Below are 21582 nucleotides of genomic sequence, written 5' to 3'. Positions count from 1 at the left end.
TTTTCCTGCATGAAACGCATACGCCTACTTGTGCCATTTTTTGCTCTGCTGGCCTTTGGCTGGTCTCAGTATCGTCAGAACTCGTCCGATACCAGTCCAAACGACGGCACCAACTGGAGCGAATATCTGGGCGGCCCCGACCGGAATCATTACTCCGCCCTAACCCAGATTACCCCTCAAAATGTTAGTCAGTTACAGGTAGCCTGGACGTACTCAACACCCGATAGTGGTCAGATTCAAACGAATCCAATCATTGTAGACGGCGTACTGTATGGCGTTACCCCGACCGTTAAAATATTTGCACTCGATGCTGCTACTGGTAAGGAAATCTGGCGCGCGGGTGATCCACTAAAAGCCTGGTACAGTACATGCCGGGGCGTAACATATTGGGAATCTGGCGATGATAAACGCATCCTATATACCGTTGGGTCTATGTTATATGCCCTTGATGCAAAAACCGGTAAGTCAATTCCAAGTTTCGGTGAGAATGGACATACGGACTTACATCAGGGTCTTGGCGAGTCAGCAAAAGACAAATTTGTTATTTCCAATACGCCCGGTGCGCTATTCGAGGATTTGATCATTATGCCATCGCGGGTATCCGAAGATGTAGGCGGGGCACCCGGTTATATCCGTGCGTTCAACGTCAGGACAGGAAAGTTGGCGTGGGTCTTCAGAACTATCCCCTATCCCGGCGAAGCTGGTTATGATACGTGGCCGAAAAATGCCTACAAAAACCCTGATATCGGGGCAGCTAACAACTGGGCAGGCATGGCTGTCGACCGGAAACGGGGCATTTTATACGTTCCTACAGGCTCAGCATCGTACGATTTTTACGGTGGGAACCGCACCGGCCAAAACCTGTTTGCAAACTGTCTGCTGGCCCTCGACGCCCGAACCGGTAAACGACTTTGGCACTTCCAGGCGGTTCACCACGATATATGGGACCGCGATTTTCCGGCACCTCCCAACCTAGTAACAGTAACCCAAAACGGCAAAAAAATCGACGCTGTTGCGCAGGTTTCTAAAATGGGTCTGGTGTTTGTATTTGACCGTGTGACGGGGAAACCGCTTTTTCCAATAAAAGAAGTGCCCGTACCAAAATCCGACATTCCTGGTGAGGTCAGCTGGCCTACGCAGCCCATTCCTCAGAAGCCTGCTCCGTTTGCCCGTCAGGTCATGACCGACGCTGATATTAATCCATACTCAACCGATAAAGACTCATTGTTGGCGCTCTTCCAGAAAGTAGGTAAACGTTCGTACGAACCGATCAGCAAACGGGGGTCAATTTTGTTTCCGGGCTGCGATGGTGGTGCCGAGTGGGGTGGTGCAGCAGCCGATCCAGAGGGCATTTTATACGTCAATGCCAACGATATTCCGTGGCTGTTTACCATGATCGACGCCCCCAAAGCCGACGCCTTAGCCCATCTGAGCCCCGGTCAGCGTATTTACACGCAAAACTGCCTTTCCTGCCACGGCCCCGAACGTAAAGGAAACGCACGTAGCGGCTACCCATCATTGGTTGATATTGGTCAGCGACGTGAACGCACCTACGTATCGCAGATTATCAGCAACGGCAAAGGCATGATGCCCGGTTTTACAGCGTTGTCGGCCGAAGACAAACAGTCGCTGATCTCGTTTCTATTTAATGATGAAAAGCAGGAAGTCGCCAGTAGTTCGCCTTACCCATCGAAAGCCAAGGAAGCATATTTGCCGTATAAAGTAAAGGGTTACATTAAGTTTCAGGACAGTAAAGGCTATCCGGCCATCAAGCCCCCTTGGGGAACGCTCAGCGCCATCGATTTGAATACAGGGGAGTACAAGTGGAAAATTCCGCTCGGCGAAGAATCTGAATTAAAAGCGAAAGGCATCGACAATACAGGTACCGAAAACTACGGCGGGCCGGTTGTTACGGCCAGTGGCGTCCTGTTCATTGCCGCTACCAAAGACGAAAAATTCCGGGCCTTCGATAAAAAAACGGGTAAACTGCTCTGGGAAGCCAATCTACCAGCCGCTGGATTCGCAACGCCATCAACGTATCAGATTGGTGGTAAACAATACGTAGTAATTGCCTGTGGCGGAGCGAAGTTGGGAGCAAAACGGGGAAATCAGTACGTAGCGTTTGCTTTGCCTTAACGGCTACCAAATCTGTTTTGCTGTCATACTGACATCGCCAACCTAAGATCGAATTCACGTTAATTTAACGTAGCATACTAACAAATTCGGTTACGAACGGTGTTTACATGTCAGTCATTTTTCGCTTCTTGTTTCATTTGCGTGCTAATGGTTAGTCGTTCTCCAAAATCTGTTACGTATTTCATTCATGTCATTTGGTTTGTAGCCTTGTTCAGCACGTCAACCTGGGCGCAGGTCAGCAAGAATAAGGTCTTATTTGTCATTGTCGATGGCATTCCAGCCGATGTTATTGAAAAAGTAGAAACGCCCAATCTGGATGCTATCGCCAAAGAAGGAGGTTATGCGCGTGCCTACGTAGGTGGCCAGAAAGGGACGTATTCACAAACCCCAACCATCTCAGCCGTTGGCTACAACAGTTTGTTAACTGGTACGTGGGTTAATAAACACAACGTCTGGGACAACAGTATCAAAGCCCCGAATTATCATTACTGGACCATCTTTCGTTTTCTGGAAGATCAATTTCCCCAGAAAAAATCGGCGGTTTTTTCGACCTGGCTGGATAACCGCACGAAGCTAATTGGCGAGGGGCTTCACGAAACTCAGCCGCTACGTATCGATCACTCGTTCGATGGGCTGGAAAAAGATACCGTGCAGTTTCCGCACGATAACGATTCACAATACATTCATAAAATCGACGAAAAGGTAACCGACGCAGCCGCTACGTACCTGACCGAACAAGGTCCCGATCTGACTTGGGTTTACCTGGAATATACCGACGATATGGGACACCGCTACGGTGATAGCGACCGGCTCTACGACGCCGTTAAAATCATGGATAATCAGATGGGGCGGCTTTGGAAAGCGGTACAGCATCGGCAGAAAACGTTCGGCGAAGACTGGCAACTATTCATCACCACCGATCACGGACGGACGGCGAATACGGGTAAAGATCACGGCGGCCAATCGGACCGGGAACGTAGCACCTGGATCGTCACCAACGCCAAAGGACTCAATACGTACTTCCAAAAATCGACGCCCGCCATTGTCGACATCATGCCTACAATGGTGCAACATCTGCAAGTAAAGGTTCCCAGAAATCAGGCGTTCGAAATAGATGGAATTCCGCTGACGGGTAAGCTATCGCTCACACATCCCGTAGCCCGGAAAGAAGGCAACCGCATTACATTAAGTTGGACGCCGGTTGACACAGATGGGACGATAAAAGTGTGGTTATCAACGACCAATACGTTCGAAGATGGCAAAAACGATACGTATCAGCAGATGGGCGAAGTACCTGTCAAAGCGGGCAAAACCGTTATCGACGTAGCAAAACTGCCCAAAGGTTTTTACAAGATTGTACTGGAAGGCCGGTATAATACGGTAAACCGCTGGATTGTAGAATAGAAACCATTTTGTACTGACGAAACTGAACAGCTCCGCCAGTACAAAATGGTAGTTACTACGTTAAAAAATAAAGTTTGTGCTCAGAAACTCCGACTTGTGTTCGCCCACGATGTCATTAAGAATTGCCTTGTTGGTATCGGTATCTTTGGTGGCAACAACGGTACGTATCGAAAAAGCACGTAACGCGTCCTCTACCGACAGCGTACCTTCTGCCGAATCTTTCCGCCCCGTGAACGGGAACGTATCGGGTCCGCGCTGGCATTGGGCATTGATATTCACCCGGCTAACCTGATTCACCAACGGGTCGATTAATTCAGCAATCTGGTTGGTATCAGTTCCGAAAATACTTACCTGCTGACCATGATCGGACGTAATAATGTAGTCAATCGGCTCTTCGATGGAATCGAAAGGTACCACCGGAACAACCGGCCCAAACTGCTCCTCTCGGTATAATTTCATGCCTTCCGCAACCGGATACACTAATGCGGGCGAGAAATACGAGCCCACAACCGTACCGCCACCTTCGTTTAGAACAGCCGCTCCTTGCCCTACCGCATCGTTGACGCATTCGGTAAGATAGGCCGGTTTCTGCTGCTCGGGCAGGGGCGTTACCTGCGTACCACTTTCCCAGGGCATACCGGGTTTTAGTTTGTTCAGTTCTTCACTGAACTTAGCCAGAAACGAATCGGCGACGGAGCGGTGAACCCAGATAATCTTGATAGCCGTACACCGCTGTCCGTTGAACGACATCGACCCCAGCAGACACTCCTTAACGGCCAAATCGATATCGGCGTTTTCGAGAATAATGCCCGCATTTTTGGCGTCGAGCCCAAGAACGGCCCGAAGTCGGTTACTTTTAGGGTGCATTTTTTTGAGGCTATCGGCCACCCGGCTCGACCCGATCAACGTCAATACGTTAATCTTACCCGACTGCATGAGGGCCGGTACTACATTAGCTCCCCGGCCATAAATGGTATTCACAACACCTTTCGGAAAACACTCACGGAAAGCGTCGAGCATGGGGTAGTGCAGTAACGTACCATGTTTCGGAGTTTTGAACAGAATCGTGTTGCCCATCAAAATAGCCGGAATGAGCGTCGTATAGGTTTCATTCAGGGGGTAGTTAAATGGGCCCATACACAGCACGACGCCCAGTGGCGAACGACGAATCTGCCCAATAATTCCCTGTTCAACTTTGAACCGTGACCCAACCCGGTCAATGTCTTTCAGCGCGTCGATGGTATCGTAAATGTATTCAACGGTCCGGTCGAATTCTTTAGTAGAGTCGCCCAGCGTTTTGCCGATTTCCCACATGAGAAGGTTGACAATCTGCGCTTTGCGCTCCAGCATTTTTCCGACGAAATGCTGCATGCACGTAATACGGTCGGCAATCGACATCGTTGGCCATTCACCGCGTCCATTATCGTATGCCTGCACGGCAGCTTCTAGTGCTTCCTGAGCCTCCTTTTCGGTCGTGACCGGATAACTGCCCACTATGTTACGTTCCAGACCCGTTTCCGTCTGAAAACAAACTGGCGATAAAACATCAACTGTTGGGCCATCCCAGGTACGCAACTCACCATTAATCAGATACTCGCGCTGGTGGAGCGGTTCAATACGATACGCTTCAGGTATTTTACTGTCATCAACCGGAAAAAGATTGGCTAGCTGTGGTTTGTTCATGGTAATCAAGCAAGTAATAGACGAAACGGCGGCAAACGTCGGGATTCATTAGGCAAAATCCAACCGAGGAGAAATGATTTTCCGATTTTGACCGCCAGTCTGCAAGTCTACAACGGCATTTACACCGTTGCTTCCTGTACTCTCATGACTAGCCAACAAAGTGTTTATTAGCGACCGAATTTCTTTTCTACGTAACTGAAACCAGTAAATTAGGCCATTTATATACTTTATTAGACAATACAAACACATTTCATCAATGAGATCGCGATTAGTCTCGTTTCTACTTCTTTTCAGCTTGTCTGCGCTTGCTCAAACACCTGCTTTTCAACAATTTGAAGTAGATAGTGTCGCCGAGCCAAAATGCGGTCCCGCTTTTTTTAATACATTTATTCAGACTAACCTGCGAAAACCTTTATCACTGGAAGCAAAAGGAAGCGGTGGAACGGTAATTGTCAATGGTGTCGTAGAACCAGATGGGCGGGTGTCAAACGTAGCTGTCAGTCGAAGTCTCCGGCCAGATTGTGATCGGGAAGCGTTACGTGTCTTCAGTCTCTTTAACGCCTGGAAACCAGCTCAGAAAGCGGGCAAAGCGGTACGTCAGCAGATAACCATGCCGATTGTGTTTAAGCCAAATGTCCCATTCCAGTACGTTAACGGTACCCGTTTCGATTATTTTACCAAAGATGGGAAAGTGGCCAACCAAGACACTACGTTGGCGCAGTTTAAGCAAGTTTCACGGGTCGATACAACCGGACTTCCCAATGGGGACGTAGTTGTTTATGAAGCTAAAAATAAAAAATGGAAGGAGTATTACCGATTAACCTTCACTTCTGAAAAATATTCCAGTCCTTCCTGTAAATCCTGTCAGATGGTGGGGAATCAAAACCGCAAAAAGCAGTGGCAGGGCGATGTTTTTGTTCTGGATGATGCAGGGAGACGCATCAGACAAACCTATTACGATGAAGGCAGACCTACTAATACCGATATAACGTATCATCCCAACAGCCTGATTTTCGAAAAAGAGGTGGATACCGGCGAAAAAGTAAATTCCCTAAAATGGTATTCCAATGGTCAGATCGCACGGATAAAAACGCTTACTAAACCCAAGTCATTTGCCAATGGCACACTCGAACAGATTGTTGCCATCTGGGACAGCACAGGCCAGCAAACGGTTATAGATGGTAATGGAAATGTTACGTTGCAGGAGCAGGTAGTTTCTAATATTGACACAACGAAGTACACAATCTTTGTAGAAAAGGGCTCCTACGCAGCCGGAGTTAAACAAGGAATCTGGAAAGGCTACTATGCAGATGGGTCTTTTTTTTACGAGGAGACGTATGACAAGGGAGCTTTTCAGAATGGTAAGTCAAAATCGAATCAGGGCGATACGTTGCGTTATACCCAACTGGAACAAGCGCCTGAATTTCAGGGTGGAATGAATGAGCTGGGTCGATTTCTTGCCACCAACCTCAAGTACCCGCCTGATGCACAAAGAGCTGGGGTTCAGGGCAGGGTATTCGTTAGTTTTATTGTCTGCGCGGATGGTACGTTATGTAATTACGAAGTCCTGAAAGGCGTCCGGCCTGATGTCGATCAAGAAGCGTTACGTGTCGTTCAGGAAATGAACGGCAGATGGAAACCTGGATTTCAGCGCGGAAAAGCCGTCCGGGCGAAGTTCAATCTGCCGATTAACTTCAACATCAACTAAAGCGTTTCAAAAGTAAGACGGATTGGAAGCTAGGCATCTGTTTGTAACTTTGCCGCCTAACTTCCGCGTTCATGTCGCTAAAGCAGGTTCCTCTCCATCACATTCATCAGCAGTTAGGCGCGAAAATTGTGCCGTTCGCGGGCTTCGAAATGCCCGTTCGTTACACTTCCGATCTCGACGAACATAACACCGTCCGTAATGCAGTCGGCATTTTCGACGTATCGCACATGGGCGAATTTATTCTCAAAGGCGAAGGCGCATTGGGACTGATTCAGCGCGTATCGGCCAACGATGCCAGCGTTTTGTTCGATGGCAAAGTGCAATACAGCTACCTACCCAACGGTCGCGGTGGTATTGTGGACGATCTGGTCATTTACCGCATCAGCGACATCGAATATATGCTCGTAGTCAACGCGTCGAACATCGAAAAAGACTGGAACTGGATCAGTCAGTATGCATCCGATTATGACGTAACGATGACTAACATCTCCGACGGTACGTGTCTGTTTGCGGTACAGGGCCCGTTAGCGGCTAAAGCTCTACAATCGCTCACCAACGCCGATCTGGATTCGATGGGTTATTATACGTTCGAAAAAACTGATTTTGCTGGTTGCGCCAACGTAATCATTTCGGCAACTGGCTATACGGGTGCTGGCGGCTTTGAAATATACGTATCGAACCATCAGGCAGAGACCGTCTGGAACGCGATTATGAAAGCGGGCGAACCGTATGGTATCAAACCGATTGGCCTGGGCGCCCGTGATACGTTACGTCTCGAAATGGGCTTTAATCTGTACGGAAACGACATCACCGACGAAACCTCTCCTATTGAAGCGGGACTAGGATGGGTGACAAAATTCACCCACGACTTCATTGACGCCGACGTATTAAAAGCCCAAAAAGAACAGGGCGTTCCACGCAAAGTAGTTGGTTTTGAGATGATTGACCGGGGTGTTCCGCGCGGCCATTACGAACTAACTAACGCCGATGGAACCCTAATCGGCGAAGTAACGTCGGGAACACAATCGCCCACATTAGGCAAAGGGGTCGGTCTGGGATACGTTCAAACGGCTTTCAGCAAACCCGGCACAGAAATCTTCGTTAAAGTACGCGATCGGCTGTTGAAAGCGCAGGTCGTTAAATTACCATTCGTTAAAAAATAACCAATTTCTGAACCAGGATTTTAACAGGATTGAAAATCTTTTCAATCCTGTTAAAATCCTGGTTCAGAAATTGGTTCAGACAATATGAAACAAATTGACGTTTGCTTAACTCCTGATTTACTTCATCTCCACACTGTTGAAAATACAATTGTCGTCGTTGCCGATGTGTTTCGTGCAACGTCGTGTATGGTAACGGCTTTTGCTTATGGAGTTAACAGTATTATTCCCGTCGCGACGGTTGAAGAATGCCAGCAATTACAGGAACGTGGCTATCTGGCCGCTGCCGAACGTAACGCCCGCAAGGTAGAAGGCTTCGAACTCGATAACTCGCCCTTTACGTATATGGACGAACGCATTCGCGGAGCCAATATAGCGATGACAACTACCAACGGTACCTTAGCTATAACTCGTTCCCGTTCGGCGGTGAAAGTGCTCGTCGGGTCATTTCTAAATCTGGACGCTATTGTTCGGTATCTGAAAACCGAAGGCTACGATGTAATGGTGCTTTGCGCTGGCTGGAAAGGCCGTGTTAATCTGGAAGATACACTCTTTGCCGGTGCGCTGGTCGACCGTCTGAAAGACAGTTACGCAATGGCTGAGGACAGTGCCATCATGGCGTGGCGAATGTACGCACAGGGCAAAGACAATCTGGTGGGATTTATGGCTAATGCATCGCACATTCGGCGACTTCAGCGGTTAGGCATTCAGAAAGATATTACGTACTGCCTCCAACATGATCTCTACGACGTAGTGCCAGTGTTACGTGGCAATGCACTGGTGAGCATGGAAGTTTAATAGGAAAATAATCCTGGAAACGATGTTGATTTTTGTATATTCATTTATACAAATATTAACGCTATGAAAAAACTATTCGGAGGTTTAGCTATTACGTGTTGGCTGAGTTTGTCTGCTAACGCACAATCACTCCCTCCTACCAGAATTCATATTTTTAATGGCCTGACTGCGATACCTATCGAAATCAAAACAACGCTTAATGAAGCCAATCCGCTACGTATCAGATCGCGCATGTGGGCAATTATCCAATTTCAGGGAGACAGTTTAGGTTTTGTCGTAAACGATAAACCGTATTTTCTTCATTTTGAGCCGGGTAAGCAATATTATTTTGTAGCTCAGTCAAGCCATACTAGCCTTGCGGTCTTTACCGAGAAGTCGGAACGAGAGTTTATTCTAACAGCAAGCGTCGCTTCGGGCAAAGGTCCCGAAGCGTACAATCTGCCCCGACTCAATAAGTAAGTTTAGTTTCCTAGTCTCGGCTGACGAGAACTTTATGTGTACTTATCAGTCCGCTTTTTTGCGTAACTCTTACCAGATACATACCGGATGGTAATTGATTTACCTGAACTACACTTGGTGATGATAAATCTGAGCTATACAGAAAAAGACCGTTTGTCGAGTAGACATCTACTTGTTGCACATTTCCCTGTACCTGTAATGTAGTTGATACCGGATTTGGGTACACGCGCACCGGGATTTCGGCTGGGCTAAAATCTAGCTTTTGTATCGTACTGTAGGAAACGTTGTTTTTCAGATCAACGATTTTTAGTCGGTAGTAGACTATTCCCGAACCCGGATTTTCGTCGGTATAGCTATACGCACAGGGATGAGATTCGTCAGACAAAAGCGAATATCCATTGATCGAGCCCCAGTTTAGTTGATCACTACTCCTTTCTACATCAAACGTGTTAATAGCCAGGCAATTCGCACTCCAGTTTAATACAGCTTTCTGCTCAGCAGCCTGAGCCGCAAATTGATAAATTATGGGCTGATCCTGAACCAGATTTTTAAAATACGTATCCAGGTAATTTAATCGGTCCTGAAGCCAATTCTGCATGTAATTAAGTTCATCGCTGCTGTAGGAAAGCAACGGACCCGACCATTTCAAATTCTCCCGTTCATAAAGTCCATTTTTACTTAGAAAATTGTAGTAGCCATTTATAGAATTCGATAAACTATCGAACGATAAAATAGTGGCTCGTGCTGAAAACCAGCGGGTGGCCAACCGTATTCTAAAATCGGGACTTACTGTCAATAATCGATTGAAAAGATTATTGGATAGAATATCGTTTACACTGCCGGTGTTACTGCCCTCCCAGAGATAGCCCCAGGTTCCATCCAGGTCCCAGGGAGCAATAAAGTAGGGCTGCCCCTGATTATAGCGCGCCAGAAAAATATTTTTTCCAAAATTATCTGTCGCCCGAATCAGATTCAGGAATATAAAATAATCGGCCAGATTATCTTCCCTGATTTGCGTAGCGATTTGCTGTTTGAATAAACTATCGGATTGGTTAGCCACAAAATTTATGAACTGATGAAGATTTGCCCAATTTGTGGCATCGGGATAATCCAGTTCCCATCCTTGCCAAACGTTGGTTGACGTCGTCGGCAGCTCAGATACACTCGTAAAAACGGTTTCTGGAGTCAATTCTTCGCTTTTATAAAGCTCCCCTCCTACTTCGGAGGAAGTTTGTTTTTTTAGCTTAAACTGTTTTCGATCCGTGTCTTCAGCTAACAAATAGATACCCTGGTAATCTCCGTTGATAAATACCTCGACGTATTTTGTCCGAATGGTTGAGTGCGCATCAGGCTCTAAATCAGCGTAGTATAGTTTATGAAATTTCAGCCATAATTCATGTGATAGTTTATTATTCAGGCGTAGTTTCTCATTATACATCGCCAGCAATAACCAGGTCTGATCTTCACGCAGGCCGAGTAGCGATCTATCTTGCGTGGCAGCACCCGTAGCATCTACCCAGAGCTGAATATGGTAGGATTTCTTAGGAAATGTTCTGGATGTGGCACCTCGCAACCGGATACCCATCGGAGAATGCACAACGTCGCCAATCGTATCCGCTACGGTCAGGGTAGCACTCTGATAATTGTCCTGAATCGTTGTTGATACCTGAATTGAAGCAATTGGTACCTGAGTAAAATATAATCTGTAAACAACACCATCTGAGGCCACTTCGTAAGGCTGACCAATTTGAATGTTATTTGCAGGCGTGGAAAAGGTATAAAGTTTGTCGAACGTAACGGTATTGATTTCTACATCCGTCTTGCCGGGAACTCTATTACAGATGATTAACTGAAGATTTTTATCGACCTGATACTGCCCTGTTTCAAAAACTAACTGCGCTTGGGAGATAAATGATATCAGTAAAAAAGCGATGGTTAATGCCCTTTTTGGATTTGATAGGGCGAAGAAAATCTTCATCTTAATTGAGGCTTGAATGGTTGGTTCAGGCCAAAAATCAGCTATATGAATATATAGAGACAAAGCATTCTGAAGCCGGCAACACTTGCTGGTCAATCGTTTATCATCTACATGAATAGCCAAAATGGGCTGATAAAGTCATTACTCCTGAACGTAATGAACCGTTGCTCTATTAAGGTCTTTTTAAGACAGACTAGCTCAACCAACAACCTTCATTGGTGCCTGATCTGGTGATGAGGTGTAAAGCCAATCAGTCAGCGAATGGCAGATACCATAAAAAACGTGGAGGGAAAGCTAGGTTAGCTTTCCCTCCACGTTTTTTGATTATTAAAAGGATATGACTGCAAAAATGAGTTAACTCAGACAATGGCCTGTTCGGCTTCCAGATACGTTAACACGCCCTTCATGGTGGTTAACTTCGAGTAATCTTCATCGGGAATGCGGATGCCGAACGCCTGCTCCAGTTGCATAATTAGATCAACACTATCCAGGCTGTCTAAACCCAGGTCGCGGGAAAAATGGGTCTGGTCTGTAATCGCCGACTCGGCTACACCAAATTGTTTCAGAATCTCAATTACTTGCTCTTTCATACCGTGCTGTTTCCGTTTAGTTTCAACCTACTATACGCTTATACAATTGGTTTTGTGGTCACTTTAGTATATACGTTGGCTATTTTTTAACAACTTTTTATTGTCCGACCAACGTATCGCCCAACAATCGCTTTAACTCTAATTGATTCAGCAGCAATTGATATTGAAAATTCAGTCGTCCTAATTCCGCTTCTTCTACGCCGGTTTCTGCGCTTTGCAGTTCTACGTTGGTAATGACCCCGTTACGTAGTCGAGCGTTGGCAATCTCCAGTGCTTTTTTCGATTGCAGCACTTGCGTTTCTAGATTCGCGAGTCGGGTCAGGTTGCTACGTATGTCGGCGTTCAGTTGAGCAATGCTCTGCCGAACCTGTGCATTCGCATTTTCGACCGCATACCGGCTAGCGTTTAAATTCAACTGGGCAGCCTGATTCTGCAACTGATACCGTTTCCCCGAATAAATCGGCACGGCCAGAGACACCCCTGCCGCAATGTTGAATTTAGGTGTGTTGATTTCGGGCAGATAGCCATTCCGATACCCCGCCGATCCCGAAAAACTCAGATTTGGCCGACCCGCCAGATTATTCACCAGAATATCCGTTTCGGCTTGCCGAACCCGGTCCTGCGCCAGTTGAACATCTTTGTTTGCGGCCAATGCCGTTTGCGCATCATTAGCCAGCACAAAGGGTTGCGTTGTTACGTTGTTGCCAGCCGTTTCCAGATTAAATTGATTGGCAGCTCTGGAAACATCGGGGTTAGGGTTTCCGGTCAGGTACGTCAACAAAGCCAGTTGCCGATCCAGTTGATTTTGTATCTCAATTTTCCGGTTCTGGGCCGTTTTTACCCGCACCTGCTGCGTCAGTACGTCATATTGCAGGGCGTCGCCGTTTTGCAGACGCGTGGCTAACAGTTGCACATTGGCCCCCGCCGTGCGAATCACCGAATCCTGTACGGACAAGCTACGTTGCAGAAAACCAACGCCATAGTAAGCGGCCGCTACCTGATACGCCAGATTTTGCTGCGAAATTTCCAGGTTCCGACGTAGCACCTGTACGTTATCGGCTGCCTGCTGAACAGCCGCGTGCGTGCGGCCCCAGTCATAAATCGTTTGCCCAACTCCTATATTAGCATTCACATTGTGATTGGGCTGAAATTGAATGGTTCGGTTAACCCCATCGACCGGTAAAGTAGCTTGGGCGACCGGCGTCAGGTACTGATATGAGGCATTACCCGTTACGTTCGGTTTCATGGCCGAACGAGCAATATCAGTACGTAGCTCGCCAGCCCGAATTTGTTCCTGCTGCTGTTTTAGAACAGGGTAATTCGTATTAGCCTGCTGAAGCAGTGCCCGCAAATCGTCGGGAAGTTGAACAGTTTGTGACTGCGACTGAGCCTGCACAATGCCAACCGACAGCCAGAACAGAAGGATAAGAAGGAAATTCTTCATTTTTTTAGTGTTCCAAATCCCTGTTTCCGATCAGAACGATAATCCCGTCGGAAACAGGAACAGACAAATACTATGTTAGTGAGCGGAATCGGCGACTGCTTTGGCAGCGGCTGCATCCATTTTTTTGCTTTTCAGTAAAAACAAGAGCGGGAACGATACCACGAAAAATAACCCCGCCAGCCGGAACGTATCGAGATACGATATCATTAGCGCCTGCCGCGAAATAATCAGGTCGAGGTTTTTATAAGCGCCTGACACAGCATCAATTGCGTTGACGCCTTTGGCGGCCAGCGCTTGTGTCATGGCATTCAGGCGCTCCATAGTTAGCATTTCACCCGGTTGCAGATTTGTTACCAGATCGCCACGATGCACGGCGGTACGTTGCGTTACGTAGGTGTTCGTGATGGCTACCCCGAAAGCACCTCCAATCTGCCGCATCATATTTACGATGGCTATTCCAGTGGGTAACTGACGCGGTTCGAGCGTAGAAACTGATTGGTTGATTAGTGGTACGTTGAGCAGCGCCAGACCAATTCCCCGGATAATGAGCGGGGTGATGAAATCGCCGGTCGACGCATTCATATTCAACGTCGACATCAGGAAACAGAACGTAGCAAATGCTACGTATCCCCCGCCGGCAATGAGCCTCGGCGACACTCCCTTGGCCAGCATACGGCCAGTAATGGCAAACATTGGCAACGTAACTAAACCACCCGGAATCAAAAGCCGACCCGTTTGTGTGGCCGTCAGACCGACGATACGTTGCGCAAATAAGGGGTATAACAACACAGACGTAAATAGGCCATAACCTACCACAACCACTAGAATTGATCCGATAAACAGGTTCCGATTTTTCATCACCCGCAAATCAACTACGGGTTCATTGGTCCCACGTAACTCCCACCAGATGAATGCCGGAATCGCGAATATGGCCATTCCTGTAAGCCAACGTATTGCACTATCGTCGAACCAGTCATCGGCTTCACCCCGCTCGAGTACGTATTGCAACGCGCCAATCCCAAGGGCAAGCAAGAGAATACCAATCTGGTCTATCTGAATAGCCCTACGGTTAATGTTGTATTCATCGGGTTTCTTTTCGATGTAGGTCAAACTCAGGAGTACAGCGATGATACCAATCGGAACGTTGATGTAGAACATCCAGCTCCAGTGGTAATTGTCGATAATGTAACCACCTAACGTCGGGCCAAGGGTTGGTCCAAGAACGATCCCCATCCCAAACAGAGCTGATGCAACGGCCCGTTGCGAGGGCGGAAACGCGTCATACATCAAGCCTTGTGAGGTCGATAGTAAAGCTCCTCCCCCAACGCCTTGCAGGAATCGGAAGAAAACGAGTGTCCATAAATCCGAGGCAAATCCGCAACCGTAAGAGGCTAGCGTAAATAAAATAATTGATGCGATGTAGTAGTTTTTACGTCCGAAATACCGCTGTAAAAAGCTCGTCATCGGAATTACAATGACGTTGGCGATGGCATATGACGTCACTACCCACGATACGTCCTCGATTGTTGCGCCCAGATTGCCGGCAATGTCATTCAGTCCGACATTCACAATGGACGTATCAATCAGTTCCATGATGGCGGCCGAGACAGCGGTAATTACCACAATCCAACGGCCAAATCCACTTTGTTGTGACATTTTTAAGGAGTTGTAAGGTTGTAGAGTTATAGAGTTGTATGGTTATAAAGTTCTTGAGCGCGGCAGCCAACCGCAACGGCGGACCATTTTATAACTTTACAACCCTACAACTTTATAACTACTAGTTGACCACCCGTACTTCAGCTTCTACACTCAGACCGGCACGTAGCTGACTTTTGTATTTTTCCGGATTGAGAATTTCGATACGAACGGGGACGCGCTGGGTGATTTTCACGAAGTTACCCGACGCGTTATCGGCAGGAAGCAGGGCAAAACGAGCACCAGTGGCTTCTGAGAGCGAGGAGACACGGCCTTTAATGTTCAGGTCTGGGTACGCATCGAGCTTAACGTCGACTTCCTGACCAACCTGCATTTTTTCCAGTTGTGTTTCTTTGAAGTTTGCGACAATCCAGAACGTAGAGTCGGCTACGATGGTGAACAGATTCTGACCGGGTTGCACATACTGACCGGGCACTACGTTCTTACGCCCAATTTTACCGGCAATCGGTGCGGCAATATGTGCGTAACCAACTTTCAATTTCGCGTTGTCGATAGCCGCCTGTTTCAGTTTCAGGGCAGCCTGAATTTTCTGAATATTAGCTTCAGCTTTGGCAATGCCAGCCTGCGCTACGCCCTGCGACGTTTTGGCCAGGTTAATCTGCTCTACGTTCGCATTGTACTGACGCTCCTGCACCTCCACGTTGTTCTGCGAATCTTCCAGTTGCTTCTTCGTCAGCGACTGTTCTTTGTACAAATTCTGGTCGCGCTGTAAATCCTGCCGCGATTTATCACGTCGGGCAGCTTGTACTTGCGCATTCGACTGAGCCACACGGGAGTTCTGTGCTACGTTACGGGCGTTGGCCTGTGCGGTTTGCAAATCGGCGCGGGCATTCTGAAGGTCGGCCAGCGACTGCTGATAATCGGCTTCGGCCTGCGCCAGTGCTACGTCATATTCCTGAGGATCAATCGTTATGAGCGATTGGCCTTTTTTTACGTTCGCGTAATCGTCTACGTTTACCGCCGTTACGTATCCAGCAACGCGAGCCAGCACGGGCGCGGAGTTACCTTCAATTTGAGCGTTATCGGTTGACTCATAATGTTTGCCGTGCTGATAGGCCTGATAGCCAAAATACCCACCAATCAGTAAAACTAATCCAATAATAATTCGGGGTAGATAAGTGCGAATACTACTTTTCTCTTCTGTGGTTGCCATTTCTTGTGTCAAGGTTGCCATGTGTTCTGACGTTTTATCTGTACCGTCTGTGCGGTACAGAACCTATTATATAGTCAACTTGTTTGACTAGTGATGCAAAAGTAAACTAGGTTGACTATAAAGTCAAGTAGGTTGACTATATTTGTACAATCTTTTCGTTGATATTGTTTCGAGGTCCCTTATTTTGATTGAATATTCGTGGAAACAGACAAAAAAACCTTTGATTTTGCCCAATTTCGGCTCCTTCGAGAGCGTTCGGTAGGGCGATTATTCTGGCGGCTCAAGCGGTTTACGAGTGGTTATATAGAGCCTCGTCTGCACGCGCTTGGTTTTACAGACTTCAAAATGAGTTACTTAATGTTCCTATCGAACATCGAGGAAAACGGCATTACGAATAATGAATTAGCCAAACGTGCCTGCGTTACTAAGCAGATGATGAGCAAGATCGTGGGCCTGCTGGAAGCTGAAGGGTACATCTATACGCAGAAAAATCCGGCCGATTCCCGTTCCAGCATCATTTTTCTGAACGAGCGTGGGAAAGAATTATTTATAGCCATGGAAAACTGCATGAACGATGCCCGCGAAAAATTTGACGCCATTATTGGGCACGAACGTATGGAGCAGGTCATCAATACAATGGCCGAACTTGTTACTAAGTTAGAATCCGGAGAACAGTGATTTAAGAATTGCAGTTTACAATTACGACAGGCTACCGACCCAAATTGAGCCCTCGTGAACCATCGTTCGTAAACTGTATTCAACTATGTTTTCGTCCATAAATCCGTATACGCAGAAACGTATTAAAACGTATCGCGCCGATAGTCAGGCAGCTATCGAACGGAAATTGAAACAAGCCGACCAGGCTTTTGCCGATTGGTCGGCTTTGTCTATTTCAGAACGTATTAAGTACTTGCGTAAGGTTGGCGATTATCTGAAGGCAAACAAACAACGTTTCGGCGAACTGATGACCGCCGAAATGGGCAAAACGTTAAAAGAAGCGATCGCCGAAGTTGAAAAGTGTGCTGATACGTGTAACTTTTATGCCGACCATGCCGAAGCCTTTTTAGCCGACCAACGTATCAATACGTCTGCAAAAAACAGTTTCGTTACGTATCAGCCACTTGGCGCTGTACTGGCCATTATGCCCTGGAATTTCCCATTCTGGCAGGTTATGCGCTTTGCCATTCCAGGGTTGATTGCCGGTAACGTTGGTTTGCTCAAGCACGCTTCGAACGTATTTGGTTGCGCTGTTGCCCTTGAAGAAATTTTTCGGAATTGTGGGCTGCCAGATGGTGTATTCCAGACATTGATGGTTGACTCAGGAGCAATTGAGGGCATATTGAAAGATAAACGAGTGAAGGCCGTTACGTTAACCGGCAGCGAACGGGCCGGCGCTTCAGTTGCCAGTATTGCGGGCAGTCAGATAAAAAAATCTGTATTGGAATTGGGAGGTTCTGATGCGCTGGTAGTTCTGGCTGACGCTGATCTGGATAAAGCCGCCGAAATTGCCGTAAAATCCCGGATGCAGAATGCTGGTCAGAGCTGCATTGCAGCCAAACGTTTTATTGTCGAAAAATCGGTAAAGCGAGCATTCACGGAACGGGTTGTGCACCACATTAATCTAATCCAACAGGGTGACCCAATGAACGATGCCACAACGATGGGGCCAATGGCGCGACTAAATCTGGCTGATGATATAGAGCGGCAATGCCAGCAATCGGTAGATAAAGGAGCTAAATTGCTCATCAGCGGCAAGCGGTCGGGTTGCAACGTACCACCGTTGTTGCTGGATCACGTAAAACCCGGTATGCCTGCGTTCGATGAAGAAACGTTTGGTCCGCTGGGTGCTTTGATCGAAGCAAAAAATGAATCTGATGCTATACGATTGGCTAATGCATCTGATTTTGGTCTCGGCTCAGCACTCTGGACGCAGGATTTAGAGAAGGCGGATCGGCTAGCCCGGCAGGTTCAGGCCGGGTCGGTTTTCGTGAATGGGCTGATGCGTTCGGATGCTCGTGTGCCCTTCGGCGGCATCAAAACTTCCGGTTTCGGGCGTGAACTCTCAGAAGCAGGTATTAAAGAGTTCGTAAACGTAAAAACTATTTGGGTAGAAAATGGCTAGGAAACTGACTTACTTTTTCTAGTAAGCATTTTGTTATACCAAGAAGCAAAACATCTTTATCAATCCGCTTGGACACCTCAAGATGCTTCGTTTCTAGATATGACAAAATGCTTTTACTACATCAGCCTCCTGAGCCTATTGTTTATCAGGAAAAGGGATAACAAGCCTCTCCCCTCTTGTGGCGATATCTTTCGTGCGTTTGTTGGCGCGCATGATGGCTTCTTTGCTAACGCCGTATTTTTCTGCAATCACTCGCAGCACATCACCCGGCCCTACGGTGTGAACAGCCATTACCTTTACGTTTAATTTAGTAACGCCCGCTTTCACATCCGTTTCCGATACGCCCGGATTTAGCTCCTTTAACGTACTGATTTTCATATTATAGCGATTTGCTACGCCATAAAATGTTTCGCCTGCGCCCACCGTATATGTACTGGTCGTGCCGCCTGATTTAACGGCTACTTTTTCGACAACGGGCTCTGGCTTCACTTTTTCAACTGGTTTTTCAACGGGCTTCTCGACGGGTTTTTCGACTTTCGGTTTTTCAGCCGGTTTTTCCTCTTTAGGCTTCCCTTCTTTGGGAGTTGTTTCGGTTTTTTCGTCGGGAGACGGCTTGCCACCGGTTGTTTCGCGGTTGTCGGTAGCTACATCCTCGGCTTTTACATTCGCTTCTTCGGCATCGGCCGGTGGGACCGCCTGCGATAAATCGACCGGCGCGGGTTGCGAGGACGTATCGGCCTCTTCAGGAGCCATCAACTCCTGCGGGTCATTTTGCGCTAGCGGCTGCTGCGACAACGTATCAAGTGCTACGTTCGTCAACTCATCCGACCCGTTTGTGTCGTCTTTCAGGTAGTCGTACCCAATATAAAGTAAAGCAGCAATCATACCCACTAGTACGGTCAGCGTAATGGCGGGCAGGCTGGAGTTACCCTGGTAACGCGGATTGGCAGTGCGAGTTTCTTCTTCCATGGGTTAGTAAAAAAATAAGGCGTAGCGAGTGGGGCGAATAATGGTAATGACGTAGTACATACCGTAATTATTGTCCATTATCCGTAAGTTGGCGGCTCATATCGGCCACTTTTTCTTTAAGTTCTTCTTTAAACTGATCGAGTCGGCTGGCAACGGCTTCGTCGAAGGTTCCTACAATCTGGGCGGCCAGGATACCAGCGTTACGTGCTCCATCGAGCGCCATCGTGGCAACTGGCACACCGGCAGGCATCTGGAGAATCGACAGCACCGAATCCCAACCATCAATTGAGTTGCTGGATTTCACCGGAACACCAATAACTGGAAGTGTCGTTAGCGAGGCAACCATACCCGGCAGATGAGCAGCGCCACCAGCGCCGGCAATAATCACCCGTAAACCCCGGTTACGGGCAGTTTTAGCGTAATCGACCATTTTTTCGGGAGTGCGGTGCGCCGAAACAATATCCATCTCCCATTCCACACCCAACATTGTTAACACATCAGCAGCCTCCTGCATCACCTTTCGGTCCGAAAGGCTACCCATAATAATACCTACCATTCAAATGAATTAACTTGACTATCTGCGAAATAACGGAGATTAACGCACATTCACTCATGCTTACCATTAAATTTTGTGCATTTGACCGTTAGCTCAATTTTTTGGCCCGTAATTTGATCATACTCCGTCCTTTTTCTAGAGAAAATACGATTTACGAACGAATTACTACGTTGATTGTCATATCCCATTTCTCCATTTCGCTATCTAGTGCCAACGTAATGAATTGATATTGGTGCCAATTTTAGTGCCTTCGGATAGGCCTACTTCATTATCCTGACGGGTGTGAATACCACCCATTAATCGCGACTCAGCGCATTCCTTTGCCGCTTCCCAAAATGAGCGATAGTGACGAGGCTTATACACCAGTGTATGATTTGTGTAGGTCACTGCGTACTGCGTATAGTTTTCCGACGTAGGGGCTCCTTCTGGTAACTTGTTCTGTACCTGATAGGCTAACATCGGACGCTTTGTATGCGTATCGTCAACAAAGGCAAAATTATCGCCATATAAATCGGTCAAAACGGTAGCCGCAGCCGCCGACTGAACCGCGTGCCCCGAATAAAACGAGGGAAAAGGCGGTTCAAGAAAAAATGGCTCCCAAGGATTCCATTGGGTTTGTGGGTCAACTGCGGCCCGAATAAACGTAGTGGGGCGGGCTACGTTGAAGGCAAACTTAGCTTTCCAGCAGTTTACAAATGCATCGGCTACGGCCATCCCCACCCGTGCATAGGTTTCGGCGGCTTTCACCAAATCGGCCTGACTGCTACGTATGGTAATCGTTGCCAGATTATAGGAATGGCCGGGAGGAGCGCAGGTTTCCGAAGGGTCGTCGCTCCACCACATTACAGTGGTCCGTTCGGCATCGGTAAGCGATTTTTTTCGTTCAAATACTTCTTTGTGATGCTTGTAGTACAGGCTGGCCGTGTCTTTCGAATAAGGAAACGGCTTGGGCAGGGGAAGCTGACCATTTTGAGCAGCAAAGGTTCGATTCTGGCCCCAGTTTGGATGCAGCGGAAGCTTACTCGACGACTGTCCATGATACGGAGGAATCCAATACCCCTCCCCTTTGGGTCGTTTGTATTCAGATGGAAAATTATTCTTGTATCCCTCATGCCCTCCGTCGCTTTTCGACCACTCGTAAATTGCAGCGGCCACGGCTTCCCCGTATTTTTCGGAACGCTCTACGTTTTCGGGCTTAAGACCAGTCGCGTATCGGTCATGAATAAACTGTTTCAGCGAGTCAATAGCCTTTGTTCTACCAGTATAGCCATAGAGCGCATTAAGCATATAAGCTTGTCCGGCGTTCAAAGCCAGCTCCCAACAGATTGATTTTCTGTCTTTTGGCTTAGGTAATGTAAGCCCAGGTGATAACCTTAGGGCTACAGAACGATGGTTGGATGAAGAATAAACTACGGTTTCGTACATGGTCAGGCCAATATAGCCGATAGCCCGTGAGCCATACGTAGGCGTATTTTTTTTGGCCTTATTCATGACCTGAACCGTCATATCAGCCCAGGCTATCGCCACTGTATTTTCTTTACCACTCGGTTTTGTTTGCTGCCCCTGAATAACCAGAGACTGGCTCAGGCTAATACCAGTTATACCAATGAAAACAACAAGCTTCATATCCGTTACAGGAATTCTGACAATTCTTTGTCGTACCACAAAAAGTTTGCCAGTAACTTAGCAGGCAACAGATATGTCGT

17 protein-coding genes are annotated in these 21582 nt (G+C 47.4%); 8 read left to right on the top strand and 9 right to left on the bottom strand.

The genetic code is table 11. The features are described from left to right. Positions 1–9: 9 nt before the first annotated feature. A complete protein-coding gene (locus ACYVF1_RS24010; RefSeq protein WP_461083688.1) occupies positions 10–2136 on the top strand; it encodes an outer membrane protein assembly factor BamB family protein in 2127 nt (708 codons plus the stop codon). 147 nt (positions 2137–2283) lie between these two features. After that, positions 2284–3540 carry an alkaline phosphatase family protein gene (locus tag ACYVF1_RS24005; RefSeq protein ID WP_461083686.1) on the top strand — a complete coding sequence of 419 codons (1257 nt, stop codon included), beginning with the start codon at positions 2284–2286 and terminating at the stop codon, positions 3538–3540. Between the two features lie 60 nt (positions 3541–3600). On the opposite strand, the gene ACYVF1_RS24000 is transcribed toward ACYVF1_RS24005, so the two are convergent. After that, positions 3601–5223, bottom strand: a complete 1623-nt coding sequence (locus tag ACYVF1_RS24000; RefSeq protein ID WP_461083684.1) for an NADP-dependent glyceraldehyde-3-phosphate dehydrogenase — start codon at positions 5221–5223, stop codon at positions 3601–3603. Positions 5224–5479: 256 nt separating this feature from the next. Here ACYVF1_RS24000 and ACYVF1_RS23995 point away from each other — a divergent pair, with 256 nt between their 5' ends. From ACYVF1_RS23995 to ACYVF1_RS23980, 4 genes are all read left to right on the top strand, one after another. Continuing rightward, positions 5480–6931: a TonB family protein gene (locus ACYVF1_RS23995; RefSeq protein ID WP_461083682.1), complete on the top strand. Its 1452-nt coding sequence runs from the start codon at positions 5480–5482 to the stop codon at positions 6929–6931. A 71-nt stretch (positions 6932–7002) separates the two neighbouring features. Beyond that, complete coding sequence (gcvT, locus tag ACYVF1_RS23990; protein WP_461083680.1) at positions 7003–8094, top strand: glycine cleavage system aminomethyltransferase GcvT; 1092 nt, start codon at positions 7003–7005, stop codon at positions 8092–8094. A gap of 84 nt (positions 8095–8178) precedes the next feature. Beyond that, entirely contained in the window at positions 8179–8889 is a 711-nt protein-coding gene (locus ACYVF1_RS23985; RefSeq protein ID WP_461083678.1) for a 2-phosphosulfolactate phosphatase, read from the top strand. 63 nt (positions 8890–8952) lie between these two features. Next, positions 8953–9348 carry a hypothetical protein gene (locus ACYVF1_RS23980; protein WP_461083676.1) on the top strand — a complete coding sequence of 132 codons (396 nt, stop codon included), beginning with the start codon at positions 8953–8955 and terminating at the stop codon, positions 9346–9348. A gap of 10 nt (positions 9349–9358) precedes the next feature. Here the strand turns inward: ACYVF1_RS23980 and ACYVF1_RS23975 are convergent, their stop codons facing one another. From ACYVF1_RS23975 to ACYVF1_RS23955, 5 genes are all read right to left on the bottom strand, one after another. Continuing rightward, entirely contained in the window at positions 9359–11326 is a 1968-nt protein-coding gene (locus ACYVF1_RS23975; protein WP_461083674.1) for a CotH kinase family protein, read from the bottom strand. A 359-nt stretch (positions 11327–11685) separates the two neighbouring features. Continuing rightward, the gene (locus ACYVF1_RS23970; RefSeq protein ID WP_461083672.1) at positions 11686–11916 is read right to left on the bottom strand and encodes an acyl carrier protein; all 231 of its coding nucleotides are present in this window, start codon (positions 11914–11916) and stop codon (positions 11686–11688) included. A gap of 97 nt (positions 11917–12013) precedes the next feature. Further along, entirely contained in the window at positions 12014–13360 is a 1347-nt protein-coding gene (locus ACYVF1_RS23965; protein WP_461083670.1) for a TolC family protein, read from the bottom strand. 75 nt (positions 13361–13435) lie between these two features. After that, positions 13436–15016, bottom strand: coding sequence for a DHA2 family efflux MFS transporter permease subunit (locus ACYVF1_RS23960; RefSeq protein WP_461083668.1), 1581 nt, complete (start codon positions 15014–15016; stop codon positions 13436–13438). 121 nt (positions 15017–15137) lie between these two features. Beyond that, the gene (locus ACYVF1_RS23955) at positions 15138–16250 is read right to left on the bottom strand and encodes an HlyD family secretion protein (RefSeq protein WP_461083666.1); all 1113 of its coding nucleotides are present in this window, start codon (positions 16248–16250) and stop codon (positions 15138–15140) included. A 177-nt stretch (positions 16251–16427) separates the two neighbouring features. Here ACYVF1_RS23955 and ACYVF1_RS23950 point away from each other — a divergent pair, with 177 nt between their 5' ends. Further along, positions 16428–16907, top strand: a complete 480-nt coding sequence (locus tag ACYVF1_RS23950; RefSeq protein WP_461083664.1) for a MarR family winged helix-turn-helix transcriptional regulator — start codon at positions 16428–16430, stop codon at positions 16905–16907. Between the two features lie 85 nt (positions 16908–16992). Continuing rightward, entirely contained in the window at positions 16993–18351 is a 1359-nt protein-coding gene (locus tag ACYVF1_RS23945) for an NAD-dependent succinate-semialdehyde dehydrogenase (RefSeq protein ID WP_461083662.1), read from the top strand. 135 nt (positions 18352–18486) lie between these two features. Here ACYVF1_RS23945 and ACYVF1_RS23940 read toward each other — a convergent pair whose 3' ends face one another. From ACYVF1_RS23940 to ACYVF1_RS23930, 3 genes are all read right to left on the bottom strand, one after another. Continuing rightward, positions 18487–19320, bottom strand: a complete 834-nt coding sequence (locus ACYVF1_RS23940) for a LysM peptidoglycan-binding domain-containing protein (protein WP_461083660.1) — start codon at positions 19318–19320, stop codon at positions 18487–18489. A 67-nt stretch (positions 19321–19387) separates the two neighbouring features. Beyond that, positions 19388–19876: a 5-(carboxyamino)imidazole ribonucleotide mutase gene (gene purE, locus ACYVF1_RS23935; RefSeq protein ID WP_461083658.1), complete on the bottom strand. Its 489-nt coding sequence runs from the start codon at positions 19874–19876 to the stop codon at positions 19388–19390. Between the two features lie 204 nt (positions 19877–20080). Further along, positions 20081–21502, bottom strand: coding sequence for a vanadium-dependent haloperoxidase (locus ACYVF1_RS23930; protein WP_461083656.1), 1422 nt, complete (start codon positions 21500–21502; stop codon positions 20081–20083). Between the last annotated feature and the right edge of the window lie 80 nt (positions 21503–21582).

The sequence above is a fragment of the Spirosoma flavus genome (genome assembly GCF_054778555.1).
The sequence above is the reverse complement of the archived record's forward strand: the minus strand, read 5'-3'. Positions and strand labels throughout refer to the sequence as shown.